The sequence below is a fragment of the Neorhizobium huautlense genome (assembly GCF_002968575.1).
Lineage (GTDB): Bacteria > Pseudomonadota > Alphaproteobacteria > Rhizobiales > Rhizobiaceae > Neorhizobium > Neorhizobium huautlense.
Map to the genome: position 1 here is coordinate 80038 of NZ_PVBM01000022.1, position 23259 is coordinate 103296.

At 61.5% G+C, this 23259-nt stretch carries 19 protein-coding genes; 8 read left to right on the forward strand and 11 right to left on the reverse strand.

Annotated features, from left to right (window positions below):
* Positions 1 to 199 precede the first annotated feature (199 nt).
* On the forward strand, positions 200 to 1039 hold the full coding sequence (locus C5L12_RS21140) for an alpha/beta fold hydrolase (protein ID WP_245422989.1): 840 nt from the start codon (positions 200 to 202) through the stop codon (positions 1037 to 1039).
* 54 nt (positions 1040 to 1093) lie between these two features.
* On the opposite strand, the gene C5L12_RS21145 is transcribed toward C5L12_RS21140, so the two are convergent.
* The 7 genes from C5L12_RS21145 to C5L12_RS21175 form a co-directional block, all read right to left on the reverse strand.
* A complete protein-coding gene (locus C5L12_RS21145; protein WP_105374034.1) occupies positions 1094 to 2815 on the reverse strand; it encodes an ABC transporter ATP-binding protein in 1722 nt (573 codons plus the stop codon).
* A 275-nt stretch (positions 2816 to 3090) separates the two neighbouring features.
* Complete coding sequence (gene aptA, locus C5L12_RS21150; protein WP_105374062.1) at positions 3091 to 4419, reverse strand: omega-aminotransferase AptA; 1329 nt, start codon at positions 4417 to 4419, stop codon at positions 3091 to 3093.
* A gap of 231 nt (positions 4420 to 4650) precedes the next feature.
* Positions 4651 to 4971 (reverse strand): ArsR/SmtB family transcription factor, encoded by a 321-nt coding sequence (locus tag C5L12_RS21155; protein WP_105374035.1) that lies wholly within the window; start codon positions 4969 to 4971, stop codon positions 4651 to 4653.
* Positions 4972 to 5093: 122 nt separating this feature from the next.
* Complete coding sequence (locus tag C5L12_RS21160) at positions 5094 to 5873, reverse strand: HugZ family pyridoxamine 5'-phosphate oxidase (protein WP_105374063.1); 780 nt, start codon at positions 5871 to 5873, stop codon at positions 5094 to 5096.
* Between the two features lie 102 nt (positions 5874 to 5975).
* A complete protein-coding gene (gene choV, locus C5L12_RS21165) occupies positions 5976 to 7061 on the reverse strand; it encodes a choline ABC transporter ATP-binding protein (RefSeq protein WP_105374064.1) in 1086 nt (361 codons plus the stop codon).
* A gap of 5 nt (positions 7062 to 7066) precedes the next feature.
* The gene (choW, locus tag C5L12_RS21170; protein ID WP_105374036.1) at positions 7067 to 7927 is read right to left on the reverse strand and encodes a choline ABC transporter permease subunit; all 861 of its coding nucleotides are present in this window, start codon (positions 7925 to 7927) and stop codon (positions 7067 to 7069) included.
* A 73-nt stretch (positions 7928 to 8000) separates the two neighbouring features.
* Positions 8001 to 8954, reverse strand: coding sequence for a choline ABC transporter substrate-binding protein (locus C5L12_RS21175; RefSeq protein WP_105374037.1), 954 nt, complete (start codon positions 8952 to 8954; stop codon positions 8001 to 8003).
* Between the two features lie 199 nt (positions 8955 to 9153).
* On the opposite strand from C5L12_RS21175, the gene C5L12_RS21180 reads away from it, so the two are divergent.
* The 4 genes from C5L12_RS21180 to C5L12_RS21195 all read left to right on the forward strand — a co-directional run bounded on the left by C5L12_RS21180 (position 9154) and on the right by C5L12_RS21195 (position 12936).
* Positions 9154 to 9735, forward strand: a complete 582-nt coding sequence (locus tag C5L12_RS21180) for a thymidine kinase (RefSeq protein WP_105374065.1) — start codon at positions 9154 to 9156, stop codon at positions 9733 to 9735.
* Between the two features lie 108 nt (positions 9736 to 9843).
* Entirely contained in the window at positions 9844 to 10779 is a 936-nt protein-coding gene (locus tag C5L12_RS21185; RefSeq protein ID WP_105374038.1) for a hypothetical protein, read from the forward strand.
* A gap of 86 nt (positions 10780 to 10865) precedes the next feature.
* Positions 10866 to 12014 carry a DUF2333 family protein gene (locus C5L12_RS21190; RefSeq protein ID WP_105374039.1) on the forward strand — a complete coding sequence of 383 codons (1149 nt, stop codon included), beginning with the start codon at positions 10866 to 10868 and terminating at the stop codon, positions 12012 to 12014.
* A 40-nt stretch (positions 12015 to 12054) separates the two neighbouring features.
* On the forward strand, positions 12055 to 12936 hold the full coding sequence (locus tag C5L12_RS21195; protein WP_105374040.1) for a bifunctional helix-turn-helix transcriptional regulator/GNAT family N-acetyltransferase: 882 nt from the start codon (positions 12055 to 12057) through the stop codon (positions 12934 to 12936).
* 13 nt (positions 12937 to 12949) lie between these two features.
* On the opposite strand, the gene C5L12_RS21200 is transcribed toward C5L12_RS21195, so the two are convergent.
* From C5L12_RS21200 to C5L12_RS21210, 3 genes are all read right to left on the reverse strand, one after another.
* On the reverse strand, positions 12950 to 13420 hold the full coding sequence (locus C5L12_RS21200; RefSeq protein WP_105374041.1) for a PAS domain-containing protein: 471 nt from the start codon (positions 13418 to 13420) through the stop codon (positions 12950 to 12952).
* 37 nt (positions 13421 to 13457) lie between these two features.
* Positions 13458 to 14156, reverse strand: coding sequence for a helix-turn-helix transcriptional regulator (locus tag C5L12_RS21205; protein ID WP_162712440.1), 699 nt, complete (start codon positions 14154 to 14156; stop codon positions 13458 to 13460).
* Positions 14157 to 14339: 183 nt separating this feature from the next.
* Positions 14340 to 14801, reverse strand: coding sequence for an Lrp/AsnC ligand binding domain-containing protein (locus tag C5L12_RS21210; protein ID WP_105374043.1), 462 nt, complete (start codon positions 14799 to 14801; stop codon positions 14340 to 14342).
* 111 nt (positions 14802 to 14912) lie between these two features.
* Here C5L12_RS21210 and putA point away from each other — a divergent pair, with 111 nt between their 5' ends.
* The 3 genes from putA to C5L12_RS21225 all read left to right on the forward strand — a co-directional run bounded on the left by putA (position 14913) and on the right by C5L12_RS21225 (position 22582).
* Entirely contained in the window at positions 14913 to 18035 is a 3123-nt protein-coding gene (gene putA, locus C5L12_RS21215; RefSeq protein ID WP_105374044.1) for a bifunctional proline dehydrogenase/L-glutamate gamma-semialdehyde dehydrogenase PutA, read from the forward strand.
* Positions 18036 to 18487: 452 nt separating this feature from the next.
* Positions 18488 to 20734, forward strand: a complete 2247-nt coding sequence (locus C5L12_RS21220; RefSeq protein WP_105374045.1) for a TonB-dependent hemoglobin/transferrin/lactoferrin family receptor — start codon at positions 18488 to 18490, stop codon at positions 20732 to 20734.
* 168 nt (positions 20735 to 20902) lie between these two features.
* Positions 20903 to 22582 (forward strand): formate--tetrahydrofolate ligase, encoded by a 1680-nt coding sequence (locus C5L12_RS21225; RefSeq protein ID WP_105374046.1) that lies wholly within the window; start codon positions 20903 to 20905, stop codon positions 22580 to 22582.
* 101 nt (positions 22583 to 22683) lie between these two features.
* Here C5L12_RS21225 and C5L12_RS21230 read toward each other — a convergent pair.
* Positions 22684 to 23259 (reverse strand): extensin-like domain-containing protein (locus C5L12_RS21230; protein ID WP_105374047.1); only part of this gene is annotated, 576 nt, incomplete at its 5' end.

Below are 23259 nucleotides of genomic sequence, written 5' to 3' on the forward strand. Positions count from 1 at the left end.
AGTTCTCTATGAAGCAACTTATCGCGAAAATAATTATCGCGATAATAAACTGGAGACAGAGATGAGCGAGACAATCATCTGGGCGACACGTCGAAATGTCATGAAGGCCGGGCTGATTGTCGGCGCAGCCGCTGCGGCTCCGTCCTTCATCCAGATCGCCCAGGCATCCACACCATCAACCCACGAGGACAAGAAGACCATGACCCGCAGTTTCATCACCACAAAGGACGGCACCGAGATCTTCTACAAGGACTGGGGCCCAAAGGACGCCCAGCCGATCGTCTTCCACCACGGCTGGCCGCTCAGCGCCGACGACTGGGACGCCCAGATGCTGTTCTTCCTGAACGAGGGTTACCGGGTGATCGCCCATGACCGCCGCGGCCACGGTCGCTCGACCCAGACCGCGACCGGCAACGAGATGGATACCTATGCGGCCGATGTCGCCGAACTGGCCGAACATCTCGATCTCAGGAACGCCATCCATGTCGGCCATTCGACCGGCGGCGGTGAAGTCGCCCGTTATGTCGCCCAGTATGGCGACCGCGGCCGGGTTGCCAAGGCTGTTCTCATCGGCGCGGTGCCGCCAGTCATGGTCAAGTCCGACAAGAACCCGGGCGGTCTGCCGATCGAAGTCTTCGACGGGTTCCGCTCGGCGCTGCTCGCAAACCGGGCGCAGTTCTTCCTGGATATCCCGACCGGGCCGTTCTTCGGCTTCAACCGTCCGGGTGCACAGGTCTCGGAAGGGGCGATCCGCAATTGGTGGAGGCAGGGCATGATGGGCGGCGCCAAGGCCCATTACGATTGCATCAAGGCCTTTTCGGAAACCGACTTTACCGAAGACCTCAAGACGATCGAAGTGCCGGTTCTCGTCATGCATGGCGACGACGACCAGATCGTGCCGATCGCCGACTCCGCGCATCTTGCCATCAAGCTCTTGAAGAACGGCGCGCTGAAGGTCTACGAAGGCCTTCCGCACGGTATGGCGACCACCCATGCCGACGTGATCAACGCCGACCTCCTGGCGTTTTTCAAGGTCTGAACCGCCGCTTGCCCCGATCTCCCCCGCAAGGGGGAGATCGGATGAGGATGCCCCTCACGCCACTGCACCGAACTGGGCCTCGTGGAGTTTCGCATAGGCGCCGTTCGTCTTCAGCAATTCCGCGTGGGTACCCTGCTCGACGATGCCGTCCGCCCCCATCACCACGATCCGGTCGGCATTGCGGATGGTGGCGAGACGGTGGGCGACGACCAGGGTGGTTCGGCCCTGGGAGAGGTCCGCCAGCGCCTGCTGGATCGCCAGTTCCGTGGCCGAATCCAGCGCCGATGTCGCCTCGTCGAGGATGAGGATCGGCGGGTTCTTGAGGAAGATGCGGGCGATCGCCAGCCGCTGCTTCTGGCCGCCCGACAGTTTGACGCCCCGCTCGCCCGTCGGCGTGTCTAGGCCCTGCGGCAGCGACAGGACGAATTCGTCGAGCGATGCCCGGCGTAGCGCCTCCATGATATCCTCGTCGCTCGCGCCGAGCCGGCCATAGGCGATGTTTTCGCGGATGGTCGAGCCGAACATGAAGACGTCCTGCTGGACGATGCCGATCTGGCCCCGCAGCGAGGCCTGCGTCATGTCTCGGATGTCGATGCCGTCTATGGTGATGGCGCCTGCGGGGACATCGTAGAAGCGCGGCAGCAGCGAGCAGATGGTCGTTTTGCCGGCACCAGAAGGACCGACGAAGGCGACCGTTTCCCCTGCGGCGATTTCGAGGTTGAGATGCTCAAAGACCATGGCGGTTTCGGAATAACCGAAGCTGACGTCACGATAGACGATGTCGCCCGCAAGCGTGCTGACGGCGATCGCATCCGGCCGGTCGGCGAGATCGGGCTGGGTGTCGATGAGATCGGTGAAGCGGCGGAAGCCCGCAAAGCCCTTCGGATACATTTCCAGCACCGAGGTGATCTTGTCGATCGGGTGGAAGAAGACGTTGACGAGCAGCAGGAAGCCGACAAAGCCGCCGTAGGAAAGCTCTCCCGCCACGACGAACCAGGTGCCGGCGATCATTACCGAAAGCTGCACCAGCCGAGTGCCGAGATAGCTGAGCGCAATGCTTGCCGTCATATAGGCATAAGCGTTGAGCTTGGTTTCCCTGTAGCCCTCGTTGTTGCGGGCAAAAAGCTGGCTTTCGTAGTCCTCGTTGGCAAACGCCTTCACGACGCGGATGCCGCCGACGCTTTCCTGGACCCGCGTGTTGAAATCTCCCACCTTGCCGAACAGGGTGCGCCAGTTGACCGTCATGCGGGCGCCGTAACGGCTGACCAGCCAGGTCATGAACGGCACGATCACGGTGGTCAGCAGCGCCAGCTTCCAATGCACGGTGAACATCAGGATGAAGGCGCCGATGAAGGTCATGATCGCGATGAACAGATCTTCCGGGCCGTGATGGGCAATCTCGCCGACCTCTTCCAGGTCTTTCGTTACATGGGTGATCAGGTGGCCGGTGCGGGTGTTGTCGAAATACCGGAAGGACAGCTTCTGGATATGGTCGAATGCCTGCCGGCGCATGTCGGATTCGATCGAGATACCGAGCGCATGGCCCCAGTAGTTGACCACGGCCATTAGGCCGGTGTTCAGGGCGTAGACGGCGAGTAGGCCCACGCCGACGGCAATGATCAGTGTCCAGTCGCGACCGGGCAAGAGTTGGTCAACGAAGAGCTTGACGGCGATCGGGAAGCCGAGTTCGAGCAGGCCGGCAAAAACCGCACAGCCGAAATCGAGCAGAAACAGCCTCTTGTAAGGCGCATAATAGGAAAAGAAACGACTAAGCATGAAGGCCCCCTCCAGGGGCGAAAGGCTCAAAATTCGAAGAGGACGGACTGAACGACAGCCCTGATCCGGCACCGCCATTCAGCGTTGAAAAGTGCCGATCTGCCTCAACTTCTAAGCCTCCTTCAAAGGTCGTCTTCGTGCTTATAGTGCCGTATGGCGGCGATGTCTACCGGGTCCGGCCGATCTGGACGTTCCGTCCCCGGTCCCGGACGCCGGTCGGCATGTCCTTCACGGGAACGGGGACGAAGGTCCGGGAAATACTGCGATCCGAAACCTCAGACGCCGGTCGTCAGAATATCTCTCAGCTTGCCGACGATTTCGTCGATGTGGTGTTTTTCGACGATCAGCGGCGGCGACATGGCGATGGTGTCGCCCGTGGTACGGATCAGCAGGCCGTCCTCGTAGGCCTTCAGGAAGGCCGAGAAGGCGCGTTTGGTGGGTTCGCCTGCGATCGGATCGAGTTCGATCGCGCCGATCAGGCCGATATTGCGGATATCGATGACGTTCGGCACGTCCTTCAGCGAATGCAGCGCTTCTTCCCAATAGGGGGCGATATCGCGGGCGCGGTCGAACAGGCCTTCTTCCTTGTAGGTCTCAAGCGTGGCAAGGCCTGCGGCCGACGCGATCGGATTGCCCGAATAGGTGTAGCCGTGGAAGAATTCGATCAGGTGTTCCGGGCCGTTCATGAACGTGTCGTGGATTTCCGACGTCACCAGCACCGCACCCATCGGGATGACGCCGTTGGTCAGGCCTTTGGCGGTGGTGATGATATCGGGCGTGACGCCGTAATATTGCGCCGCGAACGGGGCGCCCATGCGGCCGAAGCCGGTGATGACCTCGTCGAAGATCAGCAGGATGCCGTGCTTGGTGCAGATGTCGCGAAGTTTCTGGAGGTAGCCCTTCGGCGGGATCAGCACGCCGGTGGAGCCGGCGACAGGTTCGACGATGACGGCCGCGATGGTCGAAGCGTCGTGAAGCGTGACGATGCGCTCGAGTTCGGTCGCCAGATCGCCGCCATGCTCCGGCTCACCGCGGGTGAAAGCGTTCTTGGCCGGAAGGTGGGTGTGCGGCATGTGGTCGACGCCGGTCAGAAGCGTGCCGAACATCTTGCGGTTGGCGACAATACCGCCGACGGAAATGCCGCCGAAATTGACGCCGTGATAACCGCGCTCGCGACCGATCAGGCGAAAGCGCGAGCCGTTGCCCTTGGCGCGATGATAGGCGAGCGCCACCTTCAGCGCCGTGTCGACCGATTCTGAACCGGAATTCGTGTAGAGAACGTGATTGATGCCCTCCGGGGCAATGTCGACCAGGCGGTTGGCAAGCTCGAAAGCCTTCGGATGGCCGAGCTGGAAGGCCGGTGCATAGTCCAGCTCACCTGCCTGTTCGCGGATCGCCTCGGTGATCTTCGGGCGGCAGTGGCCGGCATTGACGCACCAGAGGCCGGCGGTCGCATCGAGCACCTGGCGGCCGTCATGGGTCGTGTAGTGCATATCCTTGGCACTCACGAAAAGACGGGGTTCCTTCTTGAACTGGCGGTTTGCCGTAAACGGCATCCAGAACGCCCTGAGGTCATTGGGCGTGGTATTCAGGCGGTTGGACATGCGGCTCTCCATGGCCATTCGGATCGTCAGGTGGCCATTCCCGGTCGGCGGCTCAGCGCCAAGTTTTGACTGCATGGTCAAATTATCAGGGCAAGCGGAGCCGTCAACCGCATTCGGCGGAGCAGCGGGAAGGGAATAGATGAAAGCCACAGACTGGAAAGCCCAGCCTCCGGCGATACATGCCGCAGGCTGGGCCGCAAGCAGCGAGACGTCATGTCTGCGCTGTCAAGCTCACGCGGCTGCCGACGTCTTCTGGGCCGGCACGCAGTAGATGTCTTCCAGGGTCTCAAGAACCTTGATCACCGATTCCGACGAGCTGGAATAATAAATCGTCTGCGCGTCGCGGCGGGTCTTCACCAATTTCTGCGCACGCAGCTTGGAAAGATGTTGAGACAGCGCCGACTGGCTGAGCCCGACCTGGGAAGCGAGCGCGCCGACCGCGACCTCGCCTTTGACCAGGCAGCACAGGATCATCAGCCGCTTCGGATTGGCCATGGCAGACAACAAGCCTGCCGCGGCGGTGGAGTGCTCAGATAGCGCCATCGTATCCATCAGCTACAATTCCCCTCGATCTAAAGCGGCTTCCCGCCCAAAAAATAATCGCCCCTCGTCCCTAGGGCAAAAATTAACAACGAGCAAAAGGGATTGTATATCCCTAAATTTCAGGTAACCGATCATTGTACTTTAGATGTGGCAAAAATATAATCAAGTACTGCCTGTGGTGAGTCTGCCAAGTGTTCAAATTCGTGCCTGAGTTGCAAATCGCTCGAAATGAGGTTGATTCCGGCGCGGTCCACCCCAGCGAAGCGCCAATTGTGGCTCTCTGCCGCTCCGAGATTCGCCGCAAATTTCTCGGCGGTCTCCGTCATGTTTCCTAAATCTTTCTGGAGTTCGAGCCAGTCCGACGTGATTCCCGGCGAGGGAATCAGCAAATCGAATCCCGGCAGCATGTATGCACGGCCGAAGCCGCCATTGAGCGAGGCGGCCTGCGGCGTGATTCGAAAAAAGCGGAAATCGGGAAAATCCGCATAGAGGGCCGCTTTCGGATGCCGGTCGAGAAAACGGCTTCGGATGCGGGTGTGGTCAGGCGTGTCGCGGGCAACGCTTTCGGCGAGGCATTGCAGCGTGATCCGCGGATGGGCGAGGGGGTCGCCCTTGCCGGGCTCGCCTGCGAGCAGCGAACAACGGGGATCGGCCACCAGCCCCCTGGTGTGGCCGGAGAGGCCCGAGACGAGAATCACGGGCGTGCCATCGACATCGGTGCCGGTCAACGTCCGGCTGACGGACGGAAAGCCGGTTTCCGGATCGAGAATGGCGAGCGCCATGAAGCGTGCTCCGCGCACCAACGTCCGCGCGAGGCGGCGAGCGTCCTCGTCCGTTTCACGCAGAACCTGCGGCCGGTCTCTTGCAGGGCCGTCTGTTGCGGGTTTTTCCGCCGAGGAATTGTCAGCCATTTCGTCCATCTTGTCCTCCTCGCGGGCAGACCGGCGAAGCCAGCAGGAGATACCACCAGTGGCCCGGCCAGGAAAGCGGAGTTTTTATCTCCGCTTTCTCTCTCAGGCGCTCCGGCGGCGGTGGCGAGTGAGGCCGGCAATCACATCGTCTGCGGATATCGTGCCGATGACAGTGCCATTGTCGACAACGCCGATCGTTCCCGGCTGGCGGGAAAGCGCATCAAGGATGTCGATCAGCGGGGTATCGGAGCGGGCCGTTGCCGAAACGCCGCCGGAGCCCGACGCCGCGTTGACGCCTGCGCGCATCACGTCGCTCGCGGTCAACATGATGATCGGGTTCATGTGCTGAACGAAGTCCGCCACATACTGGTCTGCCGGCGCGCGGACGATTTCCTGCGGCGTGCCGCACTGGATGATGCGACCGCCTTCCATGATGGCGATGCGGTTGCCGATGCGGAAGGCCTCGTCGAGATCATGGCTGACGAAGAGGATGGTCTTCTTGAGCCGCCGCTGGAATTCCAGAAGCTCGTCCTGGAGGCGGGTGCGGATCAGGGGATCGAGCGCGGAAAAAGGCTCGTCCATCAGGAGGATCGGCGCGCCGGTCGCAAAGGCGCGGGCAAGGCCGACGCGCTGCTGCATGCCGCCGGAAAGTTCGCCGACCTTGCGGTCGGCCCATTTGGTCAAGTTGACTAGTTCCAGCTGCTCGTCGACCTGCTTCTTGCGCTCGGCCTCCGCAACGCCGGCCAGTTCGAGGCCGAAGCCGACATTTTCCGAGACGGTGCGCCAGGGCAGAAGGCCGAATTGCTGGAAGACCATGGAGACCGTGTGCATGCGCAAGTCCCGCAGCACCTTGGGGCTTGCCTTGTAGGGATCGACGGGGCCTGAAGGCGTTGCGACCTTCACGCCGCCGCGCACCACCGGGGCGAGGCCGTTGACGGCGCGCAGCAGCGTCGATTTGCCGGAGCCGGACAGGCCCATGAGCACGAGGATCTCGCCTTCGTGGATGGTCAACGAGGCATCGGCGACGCCGAGCACGATGCCGGTCGCAGCGCTGATTTCGTCGCGGCTCTTGCCCTGGTCGACCATCGTCAGCGCCCGCTCCGGGTTGTCGCCGAAAATGATGTCGACCCGATCGAAGACAACGCAGTCATTCGGAGCATCGGAATGCACTGCCGGTTGGGCTGTCATCTCGGTCATGCGCCGTCTCCCGTCGAGCTGCGGAATATTCGGTCGAGGATGATCGCCAGGATGACGATGCAGAGGCCGGCTTCGAAGCCGCGGGCGATATTGACGGTATTGAGCGCGCGGACCACCGGTACGCCGAGGCCGTTCGCGCCCACCAATGCGGCGATCACCACCATCGACAAGGACAGCATGATCGTCTGGGTGAGGCCGGCCATGATCTGCGGCATTGCGAAGGGCAGCTCGACCTTGCGCAGTACCTGGCCGGGCGTCGCACCGAAGGCGACGGCGGCTTCGGTGAGCGCATCAGGGGTCGAGACGATGCCGAGGCGGGTGAGCCGGATCGGTGCCGGGATGGCGAATATGACCGTGGCGATCAGACCCGGGACCATGCCGAGGCCGAAGAGGATCAGGGCCGGGATCAGATAGACGAAGGTCGGGATCGTCTGCATCAGGTCGAGGATCGGCCGCATCACTTCATAGACCCAGGCCCGGCGGGCGGCAGCGATGCCAAGCGGTATGCCGACCGCCATGCTGACCGCGGTCGAAGCGAGCACCAGCGCCAGCGTCTCGGTCGTTTCCTTCCAATAGCCCTGGTTGTAGATGACGAGCAGCCCAAGACAGGTGAAAAGCGTGACGCCGACCGAACGGCGCAGCCACCAGGCAAGCGCCGTGAAGAGCGCGATCAAGGCATAAGCGTTCGGCCATTGCAGCACGAACAGCATCGCATCGATGACTGCCGAGAGCACATCCGATAAAAAGTCAAAAAACCAATCGGCGTTGGCGGTGAGCCAATCGACGAAATCCTTCGCCCAATTGCCGAGGCGCACCTTGCCGCCGGAATCCACGAGCCATTCGGGAAGCCAATTCACGTTGAAGCCTGCCTGATCCGGAGAAAATTTTCGATGAATGGCAGACGGGCCGGCTGGCCGGCCCGTTCAAAGGTCAGAGGCCGAGCTCTGACTTGACTGCCGCCATGCCCGGCTTGCCGTCCTTGGTGGTGACGCCGGCAAGCCAGGGTTCGATCGCCGCGCCGTTCGCCTTCAGCCATTTGGTCGCCGCGGCTTCCGGCTCGTCGCCGTCGTTGAGGATGCTTCCCATGATCTCGTTTTCCATGGGCAGCGAGAACTTCAGGTTCTTGATGAACGCGCCGACATTCGGGCACTCGTCGGTGAAGCCGGCGCGGACATTGGTGAAGACCTCGGCGCCGCCGAAATTCGGTCCGAAGACGTCGTCGCCACCCGTCAGGTAAGTCAGCTTGAAATTGGCGTTCATCGGATGCGGTTCCCAGCCGAGGAAGACGACCGGATCGCCGGCCTTTTCGGCGCGGGCCACCTGGGCGAGCATGCCCTGTTCGGAGGATTCCACCACTTCGAAACCTTTAAGGCCGAACGTGTTCTTCTCGACCATGTCGAGGATCAGTCGATTGCCGTCGTTGCCCGGCTCGATGCCGTAGATCTTCCCGTCCAGCGCATCCTTCTGTTTGGCGATATCCTTGAAATCCTTGATGCCGAGTTCGGCGCCCTTGGCATTGGTCGCAAGCGTGTATTTGGCGCCGACGAGGTTCGGCCCGAAGGATTCCACCGACTTGTCGTTGAGATAGGGCCGCACGTCGGCTTCCTGGGTCGGCATCCAGTTGCCGAGGAAAACATCGATGTCCTTGTTCTTCAGCGAGCTGTAGGTGACCGGCACGGAGAGAACCTTGACGTCCGTTTCGTAACCAAGCGCCTTCAAAAGCACGGTCGCCGTCGCCGTGGTGGCTGTTATGTCGGTCCAGCCGACATCGGAAAACCGGACCGTGCTGCAGGCTTCCGGTTCCGCGGCAGAGGCGCCCGTCGCAAGCACCAGCACGGAGGCGGCAGCTGCTAACATAGTCTTCAGCGAGGTGGTGGTGCGCATGAGTTGTTCCCCTGTTTTTCGTGTTCCCGCCATTATCAATATCTCCTGAGATGAGGCAAGCGCGTGCATTCGCGGCGGAAGGCAGGGTGCATTTGCGACATTTTTTGCAAACTCAGATCCTTCCTTTGCGCCGCAGTTTTCCTGTGATTATCGTCGTTGGCCGCTTTTCATGGAGGCCGATCACGATCAGAAGCAGGTTATGGCCAAGCTCTATTTCCACTATGCAACGATGAATGCCGGCAAGTCGACCATGCTCTTGCAGGCCTCCTACAATTATCGGGAACGCGGGATGCGGACCGCGATCTTCATCGCCGCGCTGGACGACCGAGCGGGGATGGGGAGGGTTGCCTCGCGGATCGGTCTGTCCGCAGATGCGATTCCCTTCAGCGACCTGGACGATCTCTTCGGGGTGATCGAGACCATGCATGGCGAGGAGCCGATCGCCTGCGTGTTCGTCGACGAGGCGCAGTTCCTGACCGCCGAGCAGGTCTGGCAGCTCGCCCGCGTCTGCGACCGGATCGGCATTCCGGTGATGGCCTATGGATTGCGGACCGATTTCCAAGGGAAGCTTTTTCCCGGCTCGCTCGAGCTTCTTGCCATCGCCGACGAATTGCGCGAGGTGCGCACCATCTGCTTCTGCGGCCGCAAGGCAACCATGGTCGTCCGGCTCGACCAGGAAGGGAAGCTGGTGCGGGAAGGCGCGCAGGTGGAGGTCGGAGGAAACGAGAAATACGTTTCCCTCTGCCGGCGGCATTGGGAAAACCAGATGCGTTGCGAGTAACGCCGAGCAGATCTCGACCAGCAAAAGGCGGGCAACGGCGGTGCGCCTAACGAGTGGCATAATTTGCCCGCCGCAGCTATTCTGTCGGAAGACGGCGGGAGAGATGGCGTGGCGGCAAAGCAGGTTTTCGACGGCGAGATCGAGCGGATAGCCGAGATTTTCACGGTCTGGCGCGAGGCGCAGCAGCCTCTGGCGGCAATGCTGGACAAGGTTGCCCGGGAGGGCAGGTTGCCCGACGACGCCGAACTTGAAGGCGAAGCCGACCGTCTGAGGCGTGAGGCGTCGGAACGCCGGGCAGCCGAGACCGCCCTTGCGCGGCTTGTGGCGAAACAGGCGGCCGCGATCAGCATCCGCAAGGCCCAATTCGACAGTCGCGAACTGCCGACGCGTCTGGAGAGGGCTATCGGTTTTGTTTCCCGGTCGGCCATGCTGCAACGCCAGCGGCGGCGCTGGGAAAGCCGGACGCCGCTTACCCAGCTCGGCGAACTTCTGCGGCGAGCCGACATGCTGGCGGGGCTGGTAGAAAGCGAGCGCGACTTGCTGCTTTCCCGGCGCAGGGAAAGCGAAAACGACCTGGTGACATTTGTCGATCACCGGACGGAGATCATCGAAAAGCTTCGTGGAGAGGACGGGGAGGCAATGACAGCCGTCGAGGCAACCCGGCGGACCGAACATTGCGTGGAGATCTTCCAGACTTTCGTCAACGGGTTGAACACATCCGCCGCCGCCTGCAATGTCCTGCTGCACAAGCTTGGCGCCGACACGGAAGACTTGCTCATCCTTTATCAGATCGTGTTCAACGCGGTCCGGCGACACGGCGACGAAAACTTGAAACCGGACGCCTTTCCAAATCTCGCAAGTCAGATGAAGCGTTTTTCGGACGGAATGCTGACCGTCCACGGCCTCGACCGCCGCCGCAACCTTGCCGATCAAGCGTTTGCGGAGCGATTTCCTGCGGAAGCCGCCGCCGAGGCCGCAGTCGAGACACGCCAGGCGGCGGGCATGCGCTGGCCTCCTTTCGGCCTCAAGCCGGCCCGGTCATGAAGTCGCGCCCCGTTGTGATCGCCGTCTGGAACACATATGTGTGAGGCAGCCCACTCGGATGCGCCCCCGCCTGACAGGAGACAGCGATGCTCGACCGAATTACCGCCTTCTTTCAACGGATCGGCCAAGCCGTCGGAAGAGGCATCGGACTTCTGGTCGCCTGGCTGGTCTGGCCCTTCATGGCGGCGCACGGCTGGTATGGTCGACGTCACTGGATGGTGAAGGGGCCAATTCTGGCACTTCTGGTGATCCTCGTCGGCCTCTATGGCTACTTCATCTGGCAGACGCAGATCTGGAGCGGATTCAATCCGAATTTCGTGGAGAGCTACCGCTGGTCCGAGCGCACCGTGCCGGCCGGGCAGGAACTGCCGGCTGCGGCAAGCACCGGCGATGCGGCCGCCGCCACCACCTCCGCCACCCGGCAGTGCCAGTCCTCCGCCCTCGTCGACGCCTCGGCCGATCTGATCGACATGAATGTCAACCAGAACGCCTGGATTTCGTCGATGCTGCTCTACCGGCTCGGCTTCTTCGGCATCGACTGGGATCATACGCCCTTCCTCGACAACAAGGCGTCGTTCCAGCGGGGCGTCCATCAGGCGGTCCGGCGCACCTCGGCGGAGCTCGTCGACACGCTCGGCCGTGTCCGCGGGACGTCCGGGATCAACAGCAACCTGCAGGACGCGCGCGGAAACCTGCAGTTCGACGAGTATTCGTGGTATTTCGGCCTCGACCCCTTCGGCTTCAAAACCCCGTCGCCCGCCTATTACCGCACGGCAACCGAAAAACTCAGGGCCTTCAATGCCGACCTGACCTCCTGCAATGCCACGTTCGACACGCGCGCCGACAATCTCATCCAGTTCGTCGACCGCATAGCCAATGACCTGGGCGGCACGGCGGCGATCCTGCGCGAGCGGTCGGAAAACAACAGTGCCGGCTGGTTCGACACGCGGGCCGACGATCGCTTCTGGTTCGCATACGGCCAGCTCTACGGTTATTATGCAGTGCTTTCAGGCGCCGGCGCCGATTTTTCCCAGGTCATCCGCGAGCGCAATCTCGGCCCGCTGTGGGCCGAAATGCTGGCCAGGTTTCGCTCCGCCCTGCGCGTCCAGCCGGCAATCGTCTCGAACGGCAGCGAAGACGGCCTGATCATGCCGAGCCATCTCGCCGTGATGGGTTTCCACACGCTGATGGTCAGGTCCAACCTCGTGGAGGTCCGTTCGGTACTCGATCGATAGAAACTCTTGCGGCGCCTGAATATCTGACTAAAGTCAGGGAATGGAGAAGGAGCTTATTGCGCAGGTCCGCCGCTTCAATCGTACCGTCACCCAGCATGTCGGCGCGCTCGAGGACAGTTATCTGAAACGTGGCCGGCCGTTGGGCGAGGCGCGTCTCATTCACGAGATCGGCGCGGACGGCATCGACATACGCAGACTTCGGGAGCGCCTGAAGCTGGATTCCGGATATGTCAGTCGACTTCTGCGTTCGCTTGAAGGACAGGGGCTTGTCGAGACCGGTCACAACGCCGCCGATCGCCGGCGACGGCGCGTCGTGCTGACACCCGAGGGACGCGCCGAACATGCGACTTACGACATGCTTTCAGATGAGCTTGCGGAGTCGTTCCTGAAGCCTCTCAGTACAAGGCAGCGCGGCCGGCTTGTTGCGGCCATGTCGGAAGTCGAACGGCTGCTGCGGGCAGGCTCCGTCGAAGTTCACTTCCGGGCGGCCGACAGCCCCGACGCCCAGGTTTGCCTCTCGCGCTATTTCGAAGAGTTGTCCCGGCGCTTCGATGTGGGTTTTGATCCATCCAGAAGCAATTCCGCCACGGCCGCCGAAATGACGCCGCCTGCAGGCCACTTCGTTCTGGCGGAACTCGATGGAGAGCCTGTCGGATGCGGAGCTTTGAAAGTGGCCGGTCGCTCCATCGGCGAAATCAAGCGGATGTGGACGGCACCCGATGCGCGCGGGCTCGGAATCTCACGACGCATCCTGCATGTCCTGGAAGCCAAGGCGCTGGAGATCGGGCTTCGCGCGCTTCGCCTCGAAACCAATCGCGTTCTGGTGGAAGCACAGGCGCTCTATCGCAGCGAAGGCTACCGTGAAGTCGCGGCTTTCAACTCGGAACCTTATGCCCATCACTGGTTCGAAAAACAGCTATAGGCAATCATACGCGTCAGGCCTGATCGCCGGGCATGTCGTTGAGGAAAAAGGTTACGCCGGGACGTTGGGCGAAGAACTCGTAGGTGAGGCCGACGACTTCTCCGGCGCTGCCGGCTTTGTCGCGAAACTTGCCGACCGAACGGACATATTTGTAGTCCTCGGCATCTGTCCTGACCCGATAGATGTTGTGGTAGGTGAGCCTTTCGGCGCTGGCACGCTCGAAGGTTTCCATCAATCTCGGCATGTCTTCGGGATGGATGCGGGCGGTAACGGCCATCAGATTGATGGGGCCTTCCTGGGGCTCCATGCCGAAGATGCGGCAAACGTCCTCGGTTGCGAAAAAAAGGCCGGAGTCCAGTTCAATACGCCAGAAGCCGTAGAGGCGAAATGAAGCCGAAAGCTCCACTACCTCGTCAGACGAAAGCCCCACCTGCTGATATTGAGTATTGACGCGTTTTTCGGCGTGTTGAACCCAAAACGGCAATCTCTTCCTCCTAAGAGGCCGGGCGACAGCTCCCGAGCTACACTATGAGTCTTAGCCTCAACGCCTTTGCTACCAACTGGGTGCGGTTGACGCAATCCAGTTTCTTGATGGCATTGTTCATGTAGGCGTTGATGGTGTGATCGGACAACGAAAGGATCCGACCGATCTCGGCCGACGTCTTGCCCTGAGCGGTCCAGCGAACGACCTCCAACTCCCGGGTGGTCAGCGGCCCGACCGCTACCGCCTTGATGCCGCGTCGAATTTTGTCGAAGACATCAAAGGCATGCAGCACCACCATGCCCATCTCATTGAGTTCAGCCTGACTCAGTTGCTGACGGACGCCGTCGAACCGCAGCATAAACCGGTCGCCATCGATTGAGTTCAGCGCCATCGCGACGCTGGTGACGAGATCGTAGCGGCGCTGCAGCTCCTGCATCGTTGCAGGGATTGCAAATCCCCGGACGGTCTCCGGATCGTCGAGAGACCAGCAGATCGGCAGGACCGAGTTGTTGATGATCGGTGCGACGGGGCAGAGCCGCAGGAGGCGGCGGCGGTCGAATTCCTGGACATAGGCAGCGGGAAGCGTCGTCTCGACGATCATCCGCGACATCAATACCTCATCCGGCGAGGTGGCAGCAAACAAGGTGACGTGCAGAAAACCGAATTCCCGGGCGGTTCGCTTCAACGCCGCAAAAATTTCACCCTGCGAATCGGCAGCGGAAATCTCGCTGTTCAAGATTGACTGCCGTTGAAGGGTGATCATGCTGGGCAAAGCTGATAAGGATTTATGTTATCGGTAAGAGATATACGAAGTGACTTGAATAGCTAGTGAAAATTCATAGTCCGGGCAGTTATTCCCGATATTTGCGATAGTCAATCAGTTTCTTTGTCATTTCCAAACTGAAAGAGGAAGGTTTTTTCAAACCGGCAGGTGACCGGCGCTCTTAATTTCCTCCATGACCGCATAGGTGTGGGTCTCCCGCACCCCGGGCAAAGGCAGAATCACCTCCGATAAAAACTGCCGATAGGCTTCCATTCCGGCGACGCGGGCCTTCACCAGATAGTCGAAGCCGCCGGCCACCATGTGGCACTCCATGACGTCGTCACTGCGTTTGACGGCGGCTGCGAAGGCGTCGAAAACGTCGGGCGTCGTCCGGTCGAGCTTGACCTGCACGAAGACCAGCAGATTGCGGCCGAGCTTTTCCGGAGACAATTGCGCGCTATATCCGAGGATATAACCTTCGCGGGTGAGCCGCTTGACGCGTTCGGCCGTTGCGGTCGGCGAAAGGCTGACGCGATCGGCAAGTTCTATGTTGCTCAGACGCCCCTCTTTCTGAAGTGCGCGGAGGATTTTGCGGTCGAGGCGATCGAGTTCCCTCATGTTTCGCTACTAATCCAGTGAAATGCGGTTGAACATGCCGTCACTATTTCAAAAATCCGCGGAAATCACCAGAGAATTCCGGCTATGTGGAGAATGAAACGGAGATATTCCATGAACCAGCAGATCCTCGCCGAACCCTTCATTCCCTTTACCGCGCCCTATGCCGGGGACGACGACCGGCTGGTCCGGCAATTCGCTGCCCGCACGACCTTCACGCCCGCACAGGATGCGGCGATCGATCAACGGGCTCGCCGCATGATCAACGCGATCCGCGACGGATCGGGCAAGGTCGGAGGCGTCGAGGATTTTTTGCGCGAATACGGGCTTTCGACGCGGGAAGGGTTGGCGCTGATGGTGCTTGCCGAAGCGCTGCTGCGGGTGCCCGATGCCCTGACCCAGGACCGGCTGATCGAGGACAAGCTGCGCGAGGGCGGCTGGAGCACCCATGAGGCTTCCGGCGAAAGCTGGTTCGTCTCCGCTTCCGCCTGGGCGCTTGCCGTCTCGGCGCGCGTGATCGGGCCCGGCGAGACGCCGGAAGGAATCTTACGCGGTCTCGTGAAGCGCGTCGGGCTGCCGACGGTGCGCAGTGCCACGAAACAGGCGATGCGGTTCCTCGGCCATCACTTCGTGCTCGGGGAGACGATGAAGGACGCACTGTCTCGCGCCGCCAAGAGCGAGGAAAAGGGATATAGGCACTCCTTCGATATGCTGGGCGAAGGTGCCCGAACGGCGGAGGATGCGAAACGCTATTTCCGCTCCTATGCCGACGCGATCCAGTCGATCGGCGCCCATATGGCCAGGCACGGCAAGGCCAAGCAACTTCCCGACCGGATGGGAATTTCGGTCAAGCTTTCGGCGCTGCATCCGCGCTATCTTGCGACCCATCGCGATCGGGTGATGAAGGAACTCGTTCCTGATCTCCTCGACCTGGCGCGCATGGCCAAGCAGCACCAGCTCAACTTTACGGTGGATGCGGAGGAAGCCGACCGGCTGGAACTTTCGCTCGACGTGATCGCCGCGGTCTTCTCCGATTCCTCGCTTGCCGGCTGGGACGGGTTCGGGCTGGCGATCCAGGCCTACCAGAAACGGGCTCCGGCGGTGATCGACTATATCGACCAGCTCTGCACGACACATAACCGCCGGATGATGGTGCGGCTCGTCAAGGGCGCCTATTGGGATACCGAGGTGAAACGCGCACAGGAGCGGGGGCTCGAGGACTATCCGGTCTGGACACGCAAACCGGCGACGGACCTTGCCTATCTCGCCTGCGCGCAGCAACTGCTTTCCAAGCGGGCGCGGATTTTCCCGCAGTTTGCGACCCATAATGCGCTGACCGTCTCGACTATTCTGGAGCTTGCGGGGCCGGAACGCTCCGGTTTCGAATTCCAGCGGCTGCACGGCATGGGTGAGGCGCTCTACGACGACCTCCTGGAAAGCAATGACCGGATCGCCTGCCGCATCTATGCGCCGGTCGGCGGTTACCGGGACCTGCTTGCCTATCTCGTCCGCCGGCTTCTGGAGAACGGCGCCAATTCCTCCTTCGTGGCGGTGGCCGGCGACAAGCAGGTGCCGGTCGAAAAGCTCCTGGAGCGCCCGGCGGTGCGGCTCGGCCTCGACAACGGCATCAGCGCGCGCCACAAGCAGATCCCGCTGCCATCCGATATCTACGGCCGGCGCAAGAACAGCGCCGGTCTCGAATTCGGCCATCGGGAGAATCTCGAGCGGCTGATGGCGAGCGTTTCCAGACCGTGGGGCGAGGTGAAAGCCGCGCCGCTGGTCGCAGGCGTCACCTCCAAGGCCGAGGAGAAGCCGGTGCGCTCGCCTTCCGACCGTGCGAAGATCGTCGGCACCGTCAAGGATGCGACGCCAGCCGATGTGGATGCCGCCTTCGCGGCTGCCGGCAAGGCGTTCCGGGCCTGGTCGCGGCAGCCGGTGGAAATCCGCGCCGCCTGCCTGGAACGTGCAGCTGGCCTCCTGGAAGAGAACCGCGACCGGCTGCTGGCACTGCTTGCCGCCGAGGCCGGCAAGACGCTGGACGACGGGATGGCGGAAATCCGCGAGGCTGTGGATTTCTGCCGCTATTATGCCGACAAGGGCCGGGAACTCTTCGCCATGCCGACGCCGATGCCGGGACCGACCGGCGAGGACAACCGCCACCTCTGGCGCGGCCGCGGGGTTTTCGGCTGCATCTCGCCCTGGAATTTCCCGCTGGCGATCTTCCTCGGACAGATTTCGGCAGCGCTTGTTGCCGGCAATACGGTGGTCGCAAAACCTGCGCCGCAGACGCCGCTGATCGCTCATGAGGCGGTGAAGCTGTTGCATCAGGCCGGCGTGCCGGCAGAAGCGCTGGCGCTGGTGCCGGGCGGACCGGATGTCGGTTCCGCGATCACCGCGCATCCAAAACTCGCCGGCATCGCCTTCACCGGCTCCACCAAAACGGCTCATGCGATCAACCGGGCGCTCGCCGCCAAGGACGGGCCGATCGTACCGCTGATTGCAGAGACCGGCGGCATCAATGCGATGATCGTCGATGCGACCGCGCTCTCCGAACAGGTGGCGGACGACGTGGTGATGTCGGCCTTCCGGTCCGCCGGGCAGCGCTGCTCGGCGCTCAGGCTGCTTTTCCTGCAGGAGGATGTCGCCGACGGCATGCTGAAGATGATCGGAGGGGCGGCGGCCGAACTCAACATCGGCGATCCCATCAAGGTGAATACGGATGTCGGCCCGATCATCGACGAGAGCCAGCGGCAGATGCTGGTTGATCATGTGACCGCCATGAAGGCGAAGCAGAAGGTGCGCTATGCGGGCAAGGCGCCGGCAACCGGCAATTTCTTTGCGCCCCATATCATCGAACTCGATAGCGCCGCCGCGCTCACCAGGGAGGTATTCGGGCCGGTCCTGCATGTGGTGCGCTGGAAGGCCAAGGATCTGGACAAGGTACTGGCGGCGATCGATGCTACCGGTTACGGCCTCACCCTTGGCGTGCACAGCCGCATCGAGGCGACGATCCGCAAGGTGACCGAAGCGCTGGACGTCGGCAATGTCTATGTCAACCGCAACATGATCGGCGCGGTGGTCGGTACCCAGCCGTTCGGCGGCTCGGGCCTTTCCGGCACCGGCTTCAAGGCGGGTGGCCCCGCCTATCTGATGCGGTTTGCGGAGGAGCAGGTGATTTCGGTCAACACTGCGGCGGCTGGCGGGAACGCGAGCCTGATCGCAATCGGCGAAGGGTGAGGCAAAACCGCTTGCCGGCTTCGATTGATTAAAGGACCCCGGGAACCCGGGTTCCTTACCGTGGATGGCTAGATCTTTTCCTTCCCCTTGTCGACCTGGGCCTTCGACGTGATGCGCGCCTAACCGAGCGTCGCTGCAGGGAACAATGAAGGCTTGGTGAATGGGCTGTACTGATGGGGCGTTCTTGACGCCGCGCCCCATTTCGGTGCCGACGATGACCGCTCGCGAGGCCGCGGGGGTATTGTTGCTTTTCTGCAACTTGCTGATGCCTCCAAAAATATGATTGATCTAGTCATATTTTAATAATTGACAAAGTTACTCATGTTTTCTAATGGCATGATTAAGGCAATATTCTGCCTCCCGCCACATTTTAGCCAGATTTGAAAATGGGTCACCGCAACCGGTGTGCTGTCGCGCGCCGAGGGTCGATGCGCCCGTGTGAAAGGACTGTCATGACACGCCGGCAGACGCAATCGATCCTGCTTACTTGCACCGCACTTGCTGTGTTTTCCCTCGGGCCGAGCGCTGCGGCGCAAGAGGCCGCGCGGTCGGACACCACGCTGCGGCCGATTACACTCAAGGGCAAAAGAGTTGCGCAACCGGGGGGCGTGGCGGACACGCCTCTGGCGACCCAAACCACGCGGGAGCAGATCGAAAACAAGCAGATCACCAATATGGAGGATCTTGGCCGTGTGGCGGAGCCGGGGGTGAATTTCAATCGCACGACTGGCGCCATCAACATCCGCGGTCTCGAGGGAAACCGCGTTCTGACGACGGTGGACGGCATTCCGACGCCGTTCATCGACGACGTGACGCGTAATGCGACCGGCGGCGTCGATGCTTTCGATTTCGGTTCGCTTTCGGGGGTCGATGTCGTCCGCGGCGCCGATTCCAGCCGAGCTGGTCCGGGCGCGCTTGGCGGTGTCCTTGGCCTCAGGACGCTGGAGCCGGAAGACCTCATCAGCGAGGGGCGAGATTGGGGCGGTATCGCACGCACCGGCTATGACAGCGCCGACAGTAGCGGCTTCGGCTCGCTCGGCGTCGCGAAGAAAATCGAAAACAGCTCAATCCTTTTCCAGGGCGGATATAAGAAGGGACAGGAGCGGAAGACGAATGGCGATGTCGATGCGTTAAGCACGGCACGCACGGAAGCCAATCCGTCGGACTATGATCAATATAACCTGCTCTTCAAACTGCGACACGAATTGGACGGAGGGCATACCTTCGGGCTGACCGCAGAGCGCTTCCGCCGGGACCGCGAGACCGACCAGCGCACCATGCAGACGGCAACGGGGAACTACCGGGCGGGCAATTACACGACGATCAAGGACGCGGACCGCGACCGCATTTCGCTCGACTACAAGTACGAGTCCCAGAGCGACGACAGTCCGATCGACAGAGCCTGGGCCTCCCTCTATTACATGAACCAGAAGACCGTCGACGGCTATGACGGAATCCGCTCAACCTCGGTGACCGGACCGATCGGCCGACGCAATGACTATGAACAAGATAGCTTCGGCCTGGTCGGCGCGCTGGAAAAGAATATCGATGCGGGTGCTCTCAGCCATCGGCTCACCTTCGGTTTCGATCTGGCGCGCATCACCTCGGAACAATATTCCTCCGGTTACGACAATTGCCCGCCGGAGATATCTCCCGGAGTTTATCCGCCGGGCTTCTCTGCCTGCGCCAACCTGCACACCAACCAGGCCGACACACCGAAGGTCGAGACGAGCCGTATCGGCTTCTATCTCGACGACGAGATCGGTTTTGAAAATTCCGCCTTCACCCTGACACCCGGGATACGCTTCGACTGGGTTCGCCATGCGCCGAAGATGACTTCCGCGTATGACAACAACGCCAGCAACCCCGCACTGCCGGACGGCTTCGAGGACTGGGCGCTGTCTCCGAAGCTGCGCCTCGGCTACGAGGTGAACAAGGATGTCGAACTCTTCGCGCAGTGGGCGATGGGCTTTCGCGCTCCGACGGCCGGAGAGCTCTATAGCGTGTTCGGGGGACCTGGGACCTACTTGCGCCTCGGCAATCCAAATCTGGAATCGGAAACCAGTCACGGGTTCGAAGTCGGCGCAAATCTGGGCGACGAAAGGTTGGGCGGTCGCATCAACCTCTTCTACAACCGTTACAGGAACTTCATCGACACACGCAGCTTCACTGCGGCTGAAACGATTGCAGCAGGCTATAACCCAGCTGACTTCCCGTTCGGCGTTACAGGTTATCAAAACATTGCCACCGCCGAGATATTCGGGATCGAGGCGAGCTTCCATAAGTATTTCGACAATGGGTTCAGAATTGGCGGCGGCCTTGCGGCGGCTCGCGGAAACGATCTCGAAAATCATACGTTCCTGCGTTCGGTTCCGCCTTTGAAGGCCGTCGCAAGCGTCGGCTACGATACCGAAGCATGGGGTGTCGGGGTCGATGTGATCGGTGTTCAATCGTCGCGCGCCGATGATGGCAAAGGCGGAACGTATTTCAGGACGCCGGGCTATGCCATCGCGGATCTGACCGCGTGGTGGGAGCCCGAGCAGGTCAAGGGGCTGAGGATAAACGCCGGAATTTATAACGTATTTGATCGGACGTACTACGACTATTCAACCGTAAGGCAGAACGGCTCCGCCCAAGCCCGCGAATTCTATTCCGAGCCCGGCCGGACGTTTAAGATCTCGCTGACGCAGCGGTTCTGACCGCAACACAGGGCGGGGGCGCCTCGGGGGGCGGTGCGAGCACTCGTACCGCTCCCTTTTCTCACCTCGACACAGGCCATTGCTCCCATTCCCTCACTACCTTTCCTTGGCTATTTATAAGGGAGCGGACGGTGCGAGCCGCGGGGAACGGGGAACGGGGAGAGTGGTATGACAGCCGTCAAGTCGGACATAAAAATTGCGCGTGCCGCGAGGAAGAAACCTATTGCGGAGATCGGAACGGGGCTGGCGATCCCGGCCGATGCCTTGGCGCCCTATGGCATCGACAAGGCCAAGGTGAGTGCCGACTTCATCGGTTCCCTATCGGAGCGCCCGGATGGCAAGCTCATTCTCGTGACTGCGATCAATCCGACGCCGGCCGGCGAAGGCAAGACCACTACCACGGTCGGTCTTGGGGACGGTCTCAACCGGATCGGCAAAAAAGCCGTGATCTGCGTTCGCGAGCCGTCGCTCGGGCCCTGCTTCGGCACCAAGGGCGGGGCCGCCGGTGGCGGTTATGCGCAGGTGGTGCCGATGGAGGACATCAACCTCCATTTTACGGGCGATTTTCATGCGATCACCTCGGCCCATAACCTCCTCTCGGCGATGATCGACAATCATATCTACTGGGGAAATGCGGAGAATATCGACGTGCGCCGGATCACCTGGCGGCGGGTGATGGACATGAACGACCGGGCTTTGCGGCAGGTGGTCGCCTCGCTCGGCGGCGTCGCCAACGGTTTTCCCCGCGAGAGCGGGTTCGACATTACCGTCGCCTCGGAGGTGATGGCGATCCTTTGCCTTGCCGCCGACCTCGAGGATCTCGAAAAGCGCCTCGGCAACATCGTGATCGGTTATCGCTTCGACCGGTCGCCGGTTTTTGCCCGCGACCTCAAGGCGGACAAGGCGATGACGGTGCTCCTCAAGGACGCCATGCAGCCGAACCTGGTTCAGACGCTCGAAAACAATCCGGCCTTCGTGCATGGCGGGCCTTTCGCCAACATCGCCCATGGCTGCAATTCGGTGATTGCCACCAGGACGGCGCTGAAGCTCGGCGACTATGTGGTGACCGAAGCGGGCTTCGGGGCCGATCTCGGCGCCGAAAAATTCTTCGACATCAAATGCCGCAAGGCCGGGCTCACGCCGGATGCCGCGGTGATCGTCGCCACCGTCCGGGCGCTCAAGATGAACGGCGGCGTGCGCAAGGACGACCTCGGGCGTGAAGACGTCGAGGCGCTGAAGCGCGGTTGTTCCAATCTCGGGCGTCACATCGCCAATGTGCGCAAGTTCGGCGTGCCGGTCGTGGTTGCGATCAATCACTTCACCTCGGATACGGATGCCGAGGTGGCGGCGGTGAAGGACTATGTGGCGCGGCACGGGGCGGACGCAATCCTCTGCCGGCATTGGGCGGAGGGGTCTGCAGGTATCGAGGAGCTGGCTCAGAAGGTGGTGGAGCTTGCCGAAGGCGGCCAGGCGAAATTTCAGCCGCTTTATCCCGACAACCTGCCGCTGATGGAGAAGATAGAGATCATCGCGTCGAAGATCTATCACGCCGGGGAGGTGACCGCCGACAAGGGCGTGCGCGACCAGCTCAAGGCATGGGAGGGGCAGGGTTATGGCAACCTACCGATCTGCATGGCGAAGACGCAATATTCCTTCTCGACCGATCCCAACCTGCGCGGCGCGCCGGAAGGACATGTGGTGGACGTGCGCGAGGTGCGCCTGTCGGCCGGTGCCGGCTTCGTGGTGGCAATAACAGGCGAAATCATGACCATGCCGGGGCTCCCGAAGATCCCTTCGGCAGAGCGGATCTTCCTCAATGAGTCCGGATTTGTGGAGGGGCTGTTCTGATGGGTCTGCTTTGGTTTGCGCCTCACCCTAACCCTCTCCGCAGCGGGGAGGGTTAGGGTGCCGGCAGGCGGGCGAGGGGCAAGATGTAAAACCGGATTTCTTCATCTGCAATACCGATACCCGTTCTCCCGCTCCATCACGTCGAGATGCAGGTGGTTCTGGTGGGCGGCGTCACTGCCTGGCGACAGGACGGTGGTGAAATGTAGGCAGGCGCCGGCGGTGGCGGTGCGCTGGAAGGCGCCTTCGAGCGTCGAATCCTCTTCGCGCGGCTTCATTTCCATCATCTCGCCGTTGTCGAGCCTGAAGGCGGCGACGTCGATGCCGTTGCCGCGGGCGTGTTCGGAGATCTTGCCGGTCGAGGCGCCGTTTCTCAGCCGGCAGGCATAGGTGGAGCCGGGTACGATGCCGGTGATCCTCCGGCCCGGCATGGCGATGTTCAGCGCCGGCTGGACGGTATCCTTCAGCCAGTGCGCCATGGTGACCGCTGTCTTGCAGCGCATGATCGCACCGCCGAGCTCGACGCCCGGCAAGACTTCCGCGACCTTGATCGGTTGTTCGATGCCGCAACCCTTGCCGTCGTCGATAGGGGGGGCGGGTTCGAATTTCGTGCCAAGCGCGGAGAGTTCGGCAAGGCAGGCTTTCAGCTCCTCCGGATTTTCCTTGATGAGCGGCGGGGG

Bases quoted from the DNA above. Each gene is read 5' to 3' on its own strand.
- C5L12_RS21140 (WP_245422989.1), top strand. From the start codon at position 200: ATGACCCGCAGTTTCATCACCACAAAGGACGGCACCGAGATCTTCTAC.
- C5L12_RS21145 (WP_105374034.1), bottom strand. From the start codon at position 2,815: ATGCTTAGTCGTTTCTTTTCCTATTATGCGCCTTACAAGAGGCTGTTT.
- aptA (WP_105374062.1), bottom strand. From the start codon at position 4,419: ATGTCCAACCGCCTGAATACCACGCCCAATGACCTCAGGGCGTTCTGG.
- C5L12_RS21155 (WP_105374035.1), bottom strand. From the start codon at position 4,971: ATGGATACGATGGCGCTATCTGAGCACTCCACCGCCGCGGCAGGCTTG.
- C5L12_RS21160 (WP_105374063.1), bottom strand. From the start codon at position 5,873: ATGGCTGACAATTCCTCGGCGGAAAAACCCGCAACAGACGGCCCTGCA.
- choV (WP_105374064.1), bottom strand. From the start codon at position 7,061: ATGACAGCCCAACCGGCAGTGCATTCCGATGCTCCGAATGACTGCGTT.
- C5L12_RS21175 (WP_105374037.1), bottom strand. From the start codon at position 8,954: ATGCGCACCACCACCTCGCTGAAGACTATGTTAGCAGCTGCCGCCTCC.
- C5L12_RS21180 (WP_105374065.1), top strand. From the start codon at position 9,154: ATGGCCAAGCTCTATTTCCACTATGCAACGATGAATGCCGGCAAGTCG.
- C5L12_RS21190 (WP_105374039.1), top strand. From the start codon at position 10,866: ATGCTCGACCGAATTACCGCCTTCTTTCAACGGATCGGCCAAGCCGTC.
- C5L12_RS21195 (WP_105374040.1), top strand. From the start codon at position 12,055: ATGGAGAAGGAGCTTATTGCGCAGGTCCGCCGCTTCAATCGTACCGTC.
- C5L12_RS21210 (WP_105374043.1), bottom strand. From the start codon at position 14,801: ATGAGGGAACTCGATCGCCTCGACCGCAAAATCCTCCGCGCACTTCAG.
- putA (WP_105374044.1), top strand. From the start codon at position 14,913: ATGAACCAGCAGATCCTCGCCGAACCCTTCATTCCCTTTACCGCGCCC.
- C5L12_RS21220 (WP_105374045.1), top strand. From the start codon at position 18,488: ATGACACGCCGGCAGACGCAATCGATCCTGCTTACTTGCACCGCACTT.
- C5L12_RS21225 (WP_105374046.1), top strand. From the start codon at position 20,903: ATGACAGCCGTCAAGTCGGACATAAAAATTGCGCGTGCCGCGAGGAAG.